Annotated in this window: 9 protein-coding genes; 2 read left to right on the forward strand and 7 right to left on the reverse strand. The window is 76.1% G+C overall.

Annotation, left to right across the window (positions count from 1 at the left end; translation table 11 throughout):
- Positions 1-9: 9 nt before the first annotated feature.
- From IF06_RS0118905 to IF06_RS0118930, 7 genes are all read right to left on the reverse strand, one after another.
- A complete protein-coding gene (locus tag IF06_RS0118905; protein WP_030272571.1) occupies positions 10-1,122 on the reverse strand; it encodes a VWA domain-containing protein in 1,113 nt (370 codons plus the stop codon).
- Positions 1,119-3,473, reverse strand: coding sequence for a DUF5682 family protein (locus IF06_RS0118910; RefSeq protein WP_030272573.1), 2,355 nt, complete (start codon positions 3,471-3,473; stop codon positions 1,119-1,121). The genes IF06_RS0118905 and IF06_RS0118910 overlap by 4 nt, the downstream gene beginning before the upstream one ends.
- Entirely contained in the window at positions 3,470-4,573 is a 1,104-nt protein-coding gene (locus IF06_RS0118915) for an ATP-binding protein (RefSeq protein WP_030272575.1), read from the reverse strand. Before IF06_RS0118915 ends, IF06_RS0118910 begins: the two co-directional genes overlap by 4 nt.
- A complete protein-coding gene (locus IF06_RS0118920) occupies positions 4,570-8,253 on the reverse strand; it encodes a DUF4132 domain-containing protein (RefSeq protein ID WP_030272577.1) in 3,684 nt (1,227 codons plus the stop codon). The genes IF06_RS0118915 and IF06_RS0118920 overlap by 4 nt, the downstream gene beginning before the upstream one ends.
- 75 nt (positions 8,254-8,328) lie before the next feature.
- Positions 8,329-9,348 carry an FtsX-like permease family protein gene (locus IF06_RS34415; RefSeq protein ID WP_232236711.1) on the reverse strand — a complete coding sequence of 340 codons (1,020 nt, stop codon included), beginning with the start codon at positions 9,346-9,348 and terminating at the stop codon, positions 8,329-8,331.
- A complete protein-coding gene (locus IF06_RS34420) occupies positions 9,278-10,675 on the reverse strand; it encodes an ABC transporter permease (RefSeq protein ID WP_232236712.1) in 1,398 nt (465 codons plus the stop codon). The genes IF06_RS34415 and IF06_RS34420 overlap by 71 nt, the downstream gene beginning before the upstream one ends.
- A complete protein-coding gene (locus IF06_RS0118930; RefSeq protein ID WP_030272578.1) occupies positions 10,672-11,346 on the reverse strand; it encodes an ABC transporter ATP-binding protein in 675 nt (224 codons plus the stop codon). Before IF06_RS0118930 ends, IF06_RS34420 begins: the two co-directional genes overlap by 4 nt.
- 187 nt (positions 11,347-11,533) lie before the next feature.
- Between IF06_RS0118930 and IF06_RS0118935 the strand changes: the two genes are divergently transcribed.
- A complete protein-coding gene (locus IF06_RS0118935; RefSeq protein WP_030272580.1) occupies positions 11,534-12,796 on the forward strand; it encodes a sensor histidine kinase in 1,263 nt (420 codons plus the stop codon).
- The gene (locus IF06_RS0118940; RefSeq protein WP_013286609.1) at positions 12,793-13,461 is read left to right on the forward strand and encodes a response regulator; all 669 of its coding nucleotides are present in this window, start codon (positions 12,793-12,795) and stop codon (positions 13,459-13,461) included. The genes IF06_RS0118935 and IF06_RS0118940 overlap by 4 nt, the downstream gene beginning before the upstream one ends.
- Positions 13,462-13,470 lie beyond the last annotated feature (9 nt).

Consider the following 13,470-nt stretch of genomic DNA (forward strand, 5'->3'; position numbering starts at 1 on the left):
CCGGTCCCCCTACCGGCCCACGTGCTCGGCCACGAACGCGGCCAGCTCGCCCGGCGTCATCGCGCCGACCGCCGCGCCCACGTCGGCCAGCCGCTGGGCGGTGGCCCGGTCGTACGCCGGGTCGGCCTCCTCGTCCAGCGCGGCGAGCGCGAGCACGTGCGTGCCCTGCTCCACGAGTTGCTTCACCGACCGGACCAGACGTCCGGCGTCGCCGCCCTCGTAGAAGTCGGACACCAGCGCGACGATCGACCGGCGCGGGTTCTCCACGAGCTGCGCGCCGTACGCGACCGCGCGGGCGATGTCGGTGCCGCCGCCGAGTTGCACCTTCATCAGCAGCTCCACCGGGTCGTCCACGTCGGAGGTCAGGTCGACCACGTCGGTGTCGAACGCGACCAGGTGGGTCCGTACGCCGGGCAGCCCCCACAGGCAGGCGGCGGTCACCGCGGCATGGATCACCGAGCCGAGCATCGAGCCGGACTGGTCCACCAGCAGGATCACCTGCCAGCGGTCCAGGTGGCGGCGGGTACGGGAGAAGAAGTGCGGCTGCCGGACGTGCAGCCGGCGCTCGTCCGGCCGCCAGTGCGCCAGGTTCGCCCGGATGGTGCGGCGTACGTCGAAGTTGCGGGCCTGCCGGAACCGGCTGGGGCGGCGCGCCCGGGGCCCGGAGAACGACTGCCGCACCTCCCCTGCCAGCCGCTCGACCAGTTGCCGCACCACCGCCTCGACCAGCTTGCGGGCCAGCCGCAGCACCTCCGGGTCCATCAGGTGCTTGGTGCGCAGCACCGCGCGCAGCAGCGCCGGGTTCGGCTCGACCCGGGCCAGCACCGCCGGGTCGGTGACGACCTCGTGGATGCCGTACCGCTCGACCGCGTCGCGTTCCAGCCGCTGCACCGTCTCCTTCGGGAACAGCCGGGTGATCCCGTCCAGCCAGTCCACTGTGGTCGGCGCGGAGGGACCGGATCCGCCGCGCCGCACGTCGCGGCGGCCGAGTTCCGCGTCCCTGCCGTAGAGCCAGTCCAGCGCGGCGTCCCGGCCGGCGGCCTCGGCAGACAGGCCGCCCAGGCTGTCCTGCGCGGCGTCGCCGAGTACCAACCGCCAGCGTTCCCGCATCGGGTCGGTCACGTCCGGTCCCCCTCCCACAGCCCTTCCCGGGTCAGCACCGCGTCGACCCGCTCCTCCACCGCGCGGGCGGCGGCCACCAGCAGCGGGTCGGCGTCCAGCCGCAGCAGGTCACCGGGCGGCGCGTCGCCGCCGTGCAGCGCCTGCACGTGCCGGGCCACCTCCGCCCGCTCGCGGGGCGGGAACCAGCCGAACGCCTGCCTCAGCGCGGGCAGCGCCACCAGGAAGTCGTGCGCGCCCATCGCGGCGAGCAGTTCGTCCACCACTGTGAGCAGCGCCGCGTCGCCGCTGACCACCTCCTCCCGGGCCAGCGCGAACAGCCCGGACAGCCAGTCACCGAGCGTGTCCGGTGCGGCCACGGCCCGGACCGCGCGGGCCGCGTCCGGCACGTCCCCCAGCGACCAGGCCAGACCCAGCGCCGCGCCGCGCAGGTCCGGCGGGGCCGCCGGGTCGGCCGCCACCCGCCCGGCCACTGCCAGCGCGCCGTCCCGGTCGAGCCCCAGCGCCGGGCCGGCGTGGCGAACCGCGTCCCGGACCGCGACGAGCGCGGTGAGCCGGCCCGGGTCGGCCGGCGCGGCCGTGGCGCGCACGCCCTCGACGAGCCAGAGCGCCCGGCGTACGGCGGCGGTGATCAACGCGCCCAGCGGGGCGGTTCCGGCGCTGCCGAGCAGCCCGTCGTGCCGCCACAGCGCCAGTGCCACTGCGAGCGCCCGGCCCAGCGCCCGCAGGTCGGTGACCGCGCCGGTGGCACGGGCGATCGCGGTGAGCGTCCGGGTGGAGTGCTCGGGCAGCCCGGCCAGCGCGGTGTCGAACAGCGTCGTGGCGAGCGCGTCGACGTCCGCGCCGAGCAGCGTCACCCGCTCCTCGATCCGGGCGGTGACGGCGTCCAGCACGGTCGGCCCGTACCCGCCCGCCTCGATCACCCGGGCGAGCCGGTCCGCCGACGGCGCGGGCGACCAGCGTTCGGTGAGCAGCGCGTCCGCGCCCACCCGGGGGCCGCGTTCGCGGACGTGACCGGGTACGTCGAGCAGCCGCAGCCGGTGCAGCAGGCGGCTGCGGGCCAGGTCGCCGGCGACTGTCAGGTCCAGCTCGGCCGCCTCGTGCGGATCGATCCGGTGGCGTTCCAGCTCGGCGTCGACGTCGTGCACGAGCGGCGGCAGCGGCGTGTCCGGGTGCAGGCGGCCCACCCGGTCGCCGCTGAGCGCGGCCACCATCTCCACCACCACCGGGTGGGCACCTGGTGCCAGCGTGCCCCGGGTCGCCCACGGCAGCGGCTGGTCGAGCGCGTCGGTGACCAGTGCGGACACCAGCCCGTCGAGCACGTCGACCCGGCCCGGGTGGGCGTGGCCGCGCAGCCGGGCCAGGCCGCCGGCCATGCTCCGGGCGGCGATCAGGTCGGCGGTGGAGACGGGCTGCCGCCGGGCACGCAGCCGGGCCGCCACCGCCTCGGTGAGCGCCTCCGCGGCCCGGCGCGGGCCGTCCTCCCAGACCCGCTGGTAGTACGCCGGTGACGGCATCCCGGACTGGTAGCCGACGAACGCGTCCAGGCGCCGGAACGAGTACGGCACGAGGTAGCTGCCCGCCACCGCGTCCGGAGCCGGGGCGGGCACCTCCGGCCAGTCGTCCTCCTCCGGTCCGGTGCCGTCCGGGCCCGTGCCGTAAGGGCCGGTGCCGTGCCGATCGGCGCTGTCCGGGCCGACGGTCAGCCGGACCAGGGCGGGACGGTGGAAGCCGCCGGTCACCACCAGCACCGGGCGGCCGGCGGCCCGGCGGCGGGCGGCGCGTACCCAGCGGGCCATGTACGCCTCCCGGGCGGTGTCGTCAGCCCCGGCGGCCGACTCGCCCCGCAGCACGTCGAAGTACGTGTCCAGGCGCTCGGCCAGCCCGTCGTCCGGGCCGATCTCGAACAGGTGGTCCCAGAGCGCGTCCACGTTGTCCACGGCGAGCGTGGCGCACAGCCGGCGCACCGCCTCGGCGTACCGCTGGTCGGCGTCGGCGTACCGGTTGGCGCGGTCGGACAGCGCGGGATGCCACGCGGGCAGGTCGATGAACCGCAGCTGCGCGCCCACCTCCCGCCCGGCGGTCAGCGCCACCCACTCCGGCGAGTACGCGCAGAACGGGCTCCAGGAGGCGTGCCGCCGGGTGCCGTCGCGGTGCGCGGTGAACACGGCGATCGGCAGCTCGTGGTCTCCCAGCAGCTCGTCCATCCGCCCGTTCAGGTCAGCCGGCCCCTCCACCAGCACGTACGCCGGGCGCAGCCGCGCCACCGTGGCCGCGACCAGCCGGGCGCAGGCCGGACTGTGGTGCCGGACGCCGAGGAACGTGACGCCGCCGGGCGCCTCGGTGGCGCTCACCCGGGCAGCAGGTGCCGGGCGTCGTGCACCGCCCGCCACTGCGCGCCGGAGCGGCGGGACACCTGCTGCTCCAGGTAGCGCCGCAGCCGGGCCAGGTCCTCCGCGTCGTCCTTCGCGGCGGTGCCGGCCAGGCAGGCGACCAGGTCGGCGGCGTCGCCGGACTCGCCGCGCAGGAACCAGCCGCGCAGCCCGACCGCGTGCGCCACCGACACCGCCTCCGCGGTGCTCATCACCGCCGACAGCCGCTCCATCGCGTCGCCGCGTTCGGTGATGCCGGTCCGCAGCTCCCGGAACGTGGTGACCAGCACCTCCAGCAGGTCCCGCCGGGGCGGCGCGGTCACGCCGGAGCGGCGCAGCAACTCGCCCGCCTCGGCCTCGACCAGTTCCAGCTCGGTGCCGAGGTCGGGGATCGGGAAGACGGTCTCGAAGTTGAACCGCCGCTTCAGGGCGGCGCTCATCTCGTTGACGCCCCGGTCCCGGGTGTTCGCGGTGGCGATCACGTTGAAGCCCTCGCGGGCGAACACCATGGCGTCGGCGCCCGGCAGCTCCGGAACGGCGAGCACGCGGTCCGACAGCGGGGAGAGCAGACAGTCCTGCACCTCCAGCGGGCAGCGGGTGATCTCCTCGAAGCGGACCACCCGCCCCTCGGCCATGCCGCGCAGCAGCGGCGCCGGCACCAGCGCGCGCGGCGACGGGCCGTCGGCGACCAGCAGCGCGTAGTTCCACGAGTAGCGAATCTGGTCCTCGGTGGTGGCCGCGCCGCCCTGGATGGTCAGCGTGGAGTCGCCGCTGACAGCGGCGGCGAGCAGCTCCGACAGCAGCGACTTGGCGGTGCCGGGCTCGCCGACGAGCATCAGGCCGCGGCTGGTCGCCAGCGCCACAAGCGCCCGGTCGATGAGCGACGGGTCGCCGACGAACTTGCGCCGGACCCCGGCGGCCGGGTCGCCGAGGATGAACCGGCGGGCGGCGCGCAGGCTCAGCCGCCAGCCCGGCGGGCGCGGGTCGCCGTCGTTCGCGGCCAGCGCGGCCAGCTCGTCGGCGTACCGCACCTCGGCCGGGGGACGCTGGGCCCGCTCGGCGGCCGGATCGAGCGCGGTCACCGGGTCACCTCCGCCAGGTCGCGCAGCACCTCGGAGAGGGTGACGTCGTCGAGGTCGCCGAGGCGGACCTTGCCGCCGCGCTGGAACCAGTCGCCGCGCGGCACGTCGTTCACCCAGATCGCCTCGATCTTCTGGTCCGGGAACATGTCCACCACCCCGACCGCGATGCCGGGGTCGAGGTCGATCACCACGGCCCGGCCGCCGGGAGCCTCGCGCTCCAGCCAGCTCTGGATGCCGGCGTCCTGCGGCATGCCGCGCCGCCAGCCCCGCCGTTCCAGGCTGAGCAGCCGCCCGGCCGGGACCGTGACACCCGCGTGCCGCCGCAGCAGCGTCTCCGCGCGCTCGGCCGCGTCCAGCCGGTACACCTCGCGGCCGAGCTGCGGGAACGGCTGGAGGATCTCGTAGTCGGCGAACACCTCCGCCCAGGCCGGCACCGCCGCGCCGAGGCTCAGCGGGTGCGCGATGGTCACAGTGGCGTCGTCCGGCAGCGTGTACGTCTCGTCGTCGACGTCGGCGAGCGTGCGGTCCTCGGCGACCCGGAACGCGGTGACCACCTGACCGGCGTCGTCCACAGTGGCCCAGACCAGCCGGCGGACGACATGCCAGAGCAACGGGTGGGACAGGAAGTAGCGGCGGAAGTCGGCGGCCGGCCAGCGCCGCCCGGTCACCATGGCCGCCTCGAAGCGGCGGATCTGGTCGGCGGCGAGCGTGCGCACGTCCTTCTTCAGGCCGGCGAAGCGCTTGTGCGCGGCTGGCGCCGCCGTGGCGTCGTCCCGGGCGCCGGGCTTGGGCAGGTCCTTGCGGCGGGCGCCGGAGCCGTCCACCACGTACGGCTTGAGCTGCTCGTCGAAGCCGACTGTGAACCGGCGCGGCCCGTAGTCGAGGACGAGGCTGCCGTCGGCGTCCAGCCCGAGGTCGGGCACCAGGCGGTCGCCGAGCTGCTCGGGCGTGAGCCCCAGTCCGTCGGCGACCTCGGTCACCTTGCGCGCCGCCTGCTCCCGCAGGCCCCGGAACTTCACCTTCTGCGAGATGCCGTAGAGGTGCATCAGCGCCACGTCGGTGCCGATCTGCGCCAGCACCTCCAGGCCGGTCACCGCCCGGGTGTGCTGGCTCTCGCCCGGCCAGGCCCGCACCAGCGGCGCGAGCCGCCGCGCGGTCGAGTCGTCGCCGAGCAGCCCCAGCGCGGTGAACGCCCAGCCGTCCTTCGAGGGCGCGCCGGCGCTCTGCCAGCTCTCGAACAGCGCCCAGGCGAACTCCGCCAGGGAGTCTGTGTCGCACGCCGCGCGGACGACCTCCACCCCCGGGTACGGCTCGCCGGGCGGGGAGATGGCGAGCATCGTGCAGAGGTGACGGACCGCGTCGGCGGGCAGCGCGGCGGAGCGGTCCCGCAGCAGCACCTGCGGCAGCACCGCCGGGTCCAGCCACGCCGGCAGGCTCGGCATCCGAGCCGGGAGCTGGGCCAGCGGGTCCGCGTCGAGCATCGCCGTGGCGGCGGCGAGCGCCTCCTCGCCGTGCTCCCGGGCCACACCGAGGAGCACACCACGGTGCTCCGCGGCGACCAGGCGCAGCGCCCGCTCGGCGGCCCGGCGGCGCGGGCCGGGCGCGCCCAGGGCCGCCGGCAGCAGCGCCCGCACGGCGTACTCCGGGTGCCGCCGCAGCCAGGCGCGGGCGACCGGGCGGCCCGTCTTGAGCCGGTCGAGCCAGTCGGCCATCAGGTCGGCGACCTCACCGTCGGCGTACGGCAGCAGCACCTCGCCGACGCTCTTCGGCGCGGTGCGGGCCAGGTGCAGCGCGGTGGGCAGCGCGTCCAGCTCGTACCGGCCGGCGAGGCGGGACATCCACTCGTCGGCTCCCCAGGACTCGTCGGGTCGCCAGGACGGCAGCAGCGGCCGGGCCAGCTCCTCGGTGGCCCGGACGAAGAAGTGGATCGCCTCGTACGATCCGGCCCGCCCGGCGGCGACCTCGGCGGCCAACACGCTCAGGTCGTCGCCCCGCCACCAGCCGGACCAGCCGGGCACGATCGCGGCCCACCGCTCCCGCTCCCCCGGCAGCCAGGCCGTCGCGGACCCGGTGGGCCGGTTCAGCCCGCCCACCACAGGCGGGTCGGCTCGTGGGCGCCGGACCGTCCAGGGCGGCGTCACCAGCACCGGCGGCAGCCGGTCCGGCGCGGCGACCGGCAGCGCGGACGCGTCGTCGCGGATCCGCTCGACCCGTTCCCGCCGCGCCGGATCAAGCATCGGCAGCGCCGCCTCGACGGCGGCCGGGTTGGCCAGCACGTGCGCGCGCAACAGGGTGGCGGCCTCCCGCGCGGCCGGGCTGCGCCCCTCGGCGGCCGCGGACACCAGGCGCACGCCGCGCACCGGGAAGCGGCGCAGCATCTCCGTCATGGCGGGCGGGACGTACTTACGGTCCAGCCGGTCGAGCAGCGCCGCCATCGGCTCGTCACCGGGCAGGGCGGCCAGCAGCGACACCAGCCGCTGCCGCGCGTCCGCGCCGACGTGTTCGTCGTCGAACCACCCGGCCAGCACCGGCGCGATCGGCGGCCCGACCGCCGCGGTGGCGGTGACGATCGGCGCCTGGTCGTACATCAGCCGGTAGACCTGCAGGTGCCCGGCGAGGGTGTGGATCGCGTCCACGTCGTCGACTGCGCCGAGCAGCAGTTCCGCGAGCAGCGGACCCCCCTCGCGCGCCACGTCGGCGACGTCCTGGGCCACCCACTCCCGCTCGGTCGGCAGCAGGAACGAGGTGACCGCCCGCGCCGCCGGCGGCCCGGACCGGTACGGGACCAGCGCGGCGCGGGCCGCGGCGTAGTCGTCGTCGCCAGCGGCGGCGAGATGCGCGCGGACCCGGCGTAGCACCCCCTGGCGCAGGCGCCAGTGGCCGTAGTTGTGCGCCTTGTTCACCTCGGCGCGGCCCAGCGAAAGCGGAGACGCCGACCCGGTGGCCGCCACGGTGATCTGCTCGGTCGCGGCGACCGCCGCGCCGGCCGGGCCGAGATCGGCGGCCAACAGGTCGGCGAGGGCCACCCCCTGCTGGTCGCGCGCGTGATAGCCGAGCGCCACGGCCACTGCCGCCACCAGCGCGGCCCCGCCCAGCGGACCGGGCTGGCCGCCGAGGTAGCCGCGCAGCGCCGGGCCCAGCTCCGGATCGTCGGTGGCCCGTGCGGTGGCGGCGACCGGTGCGGCCACCGAGTCCAGCACCTTGCGGCCGGCGGCGCGGCCCTTCGCGGCGCTCGGCAGGCCCGGGCCGGGTGTGCCGCCCCAGCGCGGGACCAGCATCCGCCGCCAGGCGGCCGGAACCTCGAACGCGTCCTCGTCCGGCAGCTCGCCGGCTTGCGATGTGGCCGACGGCGCCCCGGCCGGGACGCTACCGGCCGAACCGGCGGCGGCCGGATCGGCACCGGCCGTTTCCGGGTCGCGGCTCGGCGCAGCCGGCTCGACGGCGGGCGTTCCGGTGTGCCCGGCGGAGGGCGCGGCGGTCGTCTCGGCGTACCCCTTGCGCAGTTTCTCCGCGATCAGCCGGTCGGCGTGCGCGGCGGCCTCGGCCGGCGCACCCAGTTCCTTGACCTGCGTACGGCCCTGCGCGCCGATCGATCCATAGCGGACCGTCACCGTCGCGTCGCTCTGCCCGACCTCCCAGAACTTGGCCGAACCGCCGCCCACGAACTCGAATCTGCGCACACCGTCTCCTTGATCGCCCGCAGTGTGCGGGGACCATAACCGGCCCCACCGACACCCGCGACGCCGCCGGGCGCGCTACTCGCTCCGCAGTGCCGTCGCGGTCCGGGTCCGGGCCGCCCACCCGGCCGGCAGCAGCGCTCCGAGCAGTGCCGTCAGCGGCCCGCCCAGCGCCAGCGCCGCCAGGAGGACCGGCCCGTACACGTCGAGCAGACTCTCCGGCAGGTGCAGTCCGCCGTTGGTGGCCATCGCCGGGACGACGAGCCGTTGCATCGCCACACCCGCCGGTACGCCGAGCAGCCCGCCGACCAGACCGACGGCGGCGACCGAGGCGACCACCATCGCGATCGTCTGGCCCGGCGTCATGCCGAGCGCCTTGTGCACACCGAGATCGTGGACCCGGTCGCGCAGGTCGAGGACGAGCATGTTGAGCACGCCCAGCGCGGCCACCGCGAGGAGCAGCAGGGTCAGCGTGGCGGTCAGCCCCTCCACGACCAGCAGGAGCGGGTCGGTCTCCGCGCCGCTCGGCCGCGCGGTGAGGCCCCGGCCGGCGAGTGCGCCGGTCAGCGCCTGTGCATAGGCGCCGGCGTCGGTGTCCGGGGCGAGCGCGATCCGGTACTCGGACGGGTTCCGGCCGGTGGGCGTGGCGGTACCGGTGAACACCGCCATGGCGGACTCGAACACCTCGCCGACGACGCGCAGGCGTACCGGCGTGCCCTCGATCCGGACCGTGACGGTGTCGCCGATCCGGGCTCCGGTCGCGGTCAGCAGGGGTCCGCCGACGACGGCCTCGCCGGGTGCGGTGAACCAGCGTCCGGACACCATCTCGAAGCCGTCCCACGCCGCGTCGCCGGTGATCGTCGTGACGGAGACCGGGTCGGCGACGCCCGCGACGGCGCCCGGTGCCTGCGTGAGGCCGTACCTGGCGCGGGTGCCCGGCTGGGCGTCGATCGCCGCCAGCACCGCGGCCGGATCGGCGGTGGGAGCGGCGGCCGGTCCGGCGTCCGGGTCGCCGTTCACAGTGACGTCAGCGACGTCCTGGGTGAGCGCGGTCTGGATGCGCAGCAGCGACGCGGCGAGCCCGGTCGCGAACGTCACCGCCGCCGCGCCCGTCGCGACCGCCAGCAGGATCGCGACAGTGCGCGCCGGCCGTGCGAACGGGCGGGCCAGGCCGAGGCCCACCGGCCTGGCCCGCCGGCCGTGCGAACGGGCGGGCCAGGCCGAGGCCCACCGGCCTGGCCACCGGCAGCCGCGCGGCCAGGCGCAACGCCCACCGGCCCCGCGCCGGACCGGACGCCCGTCCGACCGCGATGGCGTCCACGGTACGGAGCCGGCCCGCCCTCAGCGCGGCCGTCCACGCGGTCAGCGTCACCACCGCCAGCACCCCGCCGGTGGCCAGGACGGTCACCCACCAGGCGATGGTGGTGTTCGCCGAGCCGTAGACCTGCTCGGTCTCGGCCAGCACCGGCAGCGCGATCAGGTTCCCGGTGACCGTTCCGGCGACGGCACCCACGGCGGCCGGGAGCAGCGTCTGCGCGACGAAGGCGCGGACGATGCCCGCGGGGGTGCAGCCGAGCGCCTTGAGGATGCCGATCCGGCGGGTGGCGGCGCCGACCGTCCCGGCGACCACAGTGCCGACCACCAGCAGCGCCATCACGATGCCGAGCAGCGCGAACGCGACGAGGAACGGCACGAAGACGGCCGCGTCCTCGACGGCCTGCTGCCGCACGTCGAGCCAGGATCGGGCGCCGGTGACCGCGCCGGGGGGCAGCGCCGCGACCACGGCGTCCCGTCCGGCGCCGACCTCCGTCGCGGTGCGGGCGTCCGCGAACCGGTAGAGCATCTGGTACCCGTCCGCCGTGTCCGGCCCGTCGAGTCGGCCGACGGCGGACGGCAGCACCCAGGCGCCGGCGGTGTCGCTGATCGACCGGGCCGTACCGACCACCGTGAACTCTCCGCCGCCCGGTGTGGTCAGGCGGGCCCCGGGCGGCAGGCGGACCGCTCCGCCGCTCAGCACGATCTCGTCCGGACCGGTCGGCCACCGCCCGCCGGCCAGCTCGATGCGGTCGACGGGGCCGCCCGGATCGGTGCGCGCGACGACTGTCAGCGGCGGTGTCCGCATCCCGCCGCGCTCCGTGAAGGCGACCACCAGCACCCGGTACGGACCGGCGGCGGCCACCACGCCCGGCGCCGAGGCCGACGCGGCGAGCTGTGGTTCCGTCACCGCACCGGAGTCCGCCCGCACGGTCAGGTGCGCTCCCCGCTGGGCGGCGAACGCGTCGTCGAAGGGCGCCTGCGACGCGACGAGCAGCCCGGCTCCGAGCACCGTGGCGGTCACGGCGGCGGCGGTGACCAGGCCGACGACGACTGTCTGCACCCGGCGGCGCCGTACGCCGGACCGGACGACCCGGCGCAGCCCGCTCACCGTCGCACCTCGACCCGGCCGTCGCGCAGGCGGATCGTACGGCCGGCGGACGCCTCGGCCAGCCGCAGGTCGTGGGTGACGAGCACGATGGTCTGGCCGCTGCGGTGCAGCTCGTCGAGCAGGCGCCGGACGTCCTCCCCGGAGGCGGTGTCCAGCGCGCCGGTCGGCTCGTCGGCCAGCAGGAGCGCGGGCCGGTTGATCAGGGCGCGGGCGACGGCGACGCGCTGCCGCTCACCGCCGGAGAGGCGTCCCGGGTACGCGTGCGCGTGCCGGGCGATGCCGAGCGAGTCCAGCAGGGAGGCCGCGTGTTCGCGCGCCGCGCGGGCCGGTGCGCCGGCCAGCTGGGCGGGCAGCAGGACGTTGTCCAGCACTGTGAGGTCGTCCAGCAGGTTGAAGAACTGGAAGACCAGGCCCACGTGTGCGCGCCGGAACCGGGCCGACGCGGCCTCGCCCAGCTTCTCCAGACGGGTGCCCGCGACGGTCACCGTGCCGGCGTCCGGCCGGTCCAGCGCGGCGAGCAGGTTGAGCAGTGTGGACTTCCCGCTGCCGGACGGGCCGAGCACCGCCACGCACTCGCCGGGCCGGACGGTCAGCGACACGTCGTGCAGCGCGGGCGGCCCCTCGCCGTATCGGCGGGTCACCCCGCGTACGTCGATCACCGGATCGGTCATGTGTCGCCCCTCGGGTCAGGCCTGTCGACTGGACGCCGTGACGTTAGGGGCGGATCCGAGGCCTGGGCATCGGTCCGGCGACGCACCACCCGTACCGCCGGAGGCGGATCTTCGCCCGGGGTCATCCCTGCGATGTAGTCGCACTGCACACCGTGACCGATGCCCCGGCCGGCGTACGGCGGCGAGAATGTGGCTCGTGAGAGGCACCGTGGCGACGGGACCGCTGCCGAGGCCGGGCTGGCGGGCGCTGCTGCTCGACGCGGCGCTGGCAGGTGCACTCGGGCTGGTGTGCTTCCAGGCCGCCACTGACGATGTCGGCGTCCCGCCCCCGCCGTTGCCGCCGCCACTGCCGCTGCCCCCGTTGGCGGTCCCGCCGGAGATGCAGCCCGCGCAGCCCGGGTCCACGCTCGGGGCACTGCTGCTGGTCTTCGTCATGTGCGCACCGCTGGTGCTGCGCCGCCGGTATCCGCTCGCGGTGCTCTGGGCGACGATGGCCGCCGCGTCACTGGTGCTGGTGACCGACGGGGAACGGCAGCCGGCCCTGTACCCGTGCGTGGTGCTGACCTGCCTCGTCGCCGTCCACAGCGCGACGGCGCACAGCCCGTACCGGCTGCCGGCGCTGGTGTCCGTCCCGGCGGTGGCGCTGCTCGCCCTGGGCCTCCGGGAGCTGATGCCGGTCACGGTGTCCGCGGGCTACCTGCCGTTCGTCGTGCTGGCCCCGCTGGTGGCCGCCGCGGGCGGCCACCACGTGTGGCGGCGACGGGCGGGTGAGGACCGGCGGCGGCTCACCGCCGAGGCCCGCGCCCACGAGCAGGCGCTGCGCGACGCGGTCGCCGGTGAACGGGCTCGCATCGCCCGGGAACTGCACGACGTCGTGACGCATCACGTCAGCGTGATGGTCATCCAGGCCGGTGCCGCCCGGACGGTGCTCGCCGCCGCACCGGATCAGGCACGGGAGGCGCTGCTCGCCGTCGAGTCGACCGGCCGGTCCGCGCTCACCGAGCTGCGGCACGTCATGGGCCTGCTGGCCGAGTCCGAACCGGACGACCCGGAGGACCCGCAGCCCGGGATCGAGGGCCTGCCCGAGCTGATCGAACGCATGCGGGACGCCGGCGTGCCGGTACGGCTGACCATCTCCGGCGAGCGCCGGCCGGTCACCTCCGGTGTCGGGCTGACGGCGTACCGGGTGGTGCAGGAGGCGTTGACGAACATGGTCCGGCACGCGCCCGGCGCCGCCGGCACCGTCGTCGTCGAGTACTCGCCGGAGACCCTGCGGATCGAGGTCGGCAACACCGAGCCCGGCGTACCGGCCGCCACCGGGGTGTCGGGCGGGCGCGGCCTGATCGGGCTGCGGGAGCGCCTCGCCGTCTACGGTGGGACGTTGCGCGCCGGCGCCCGGCCGGGCGCCGGTTACCACGTCGAGGCCGTGATCCCGTGGGAGGCGACATGACGGTACGAGTGGTGGTCGCCGACGACCAGGCACTGGTCCGTACCGGGTTCCGCATGATCCTCACGGCCGGTGGGGTGGACGTGGTGGCCGAGGCGGCGACGGGCGCGGAGGCGGTGGACGCGGTCCGCCGCACCAGGCCCGACGTGGTGCTCATGGACGTGCGCATGCCCGAGCTCGACGGCCTCGAGGCCACCCGCCGCATCCTCACCGGGGCCGTCGCGGCGCCCCGGATCATCATCCTCACCACGTTCGACCTGGACCAGTACGTCTACGCCGCGCTCGCCGCCGGGGCGAGCGGCTTCCTGCTCAAGGACGTGACGCCGGAACATCTGGTGGCGGCCGTACGCATGGTCCAGGACGGTGACGCGCTGCTCGCACCCGCCATCACCCGCCGGCTGGTGCGGCGCTTCGCCCGCCGCGACCCGCAGACGGCGACTGTGCACCGCGACCTGGCCACGCTGACCCGGCGCGAGACGGAGGTCCTGCGCCTGCTGGCCGGCGGCCTGAGCAACGCCGAACTCGCGGAGGCGCTGCACCTGTCCGAGGCGACTGTGAAGACCCACGTCGCCCGGATCCTCGCCAAACTCCGTCTGCGCGACCGGGTCCAGGCGGTGGTGGTCGCCTACGAGACGGGCCTCGTGAGTCCCGGTTCGCCGGAGGACTGACCGGTCCGG

The sequence above is a fragment of the Micromonospora globosa genome (assembly GCF_000717585.1).
In the GTDB taxonomy this organism is placed as follows: Bacteria; Actinomycetota; Actinomycetes; order Mycobacteriales; family Micromonosporaceae; genus Micromonospora; species Micromonospora aurantiaca.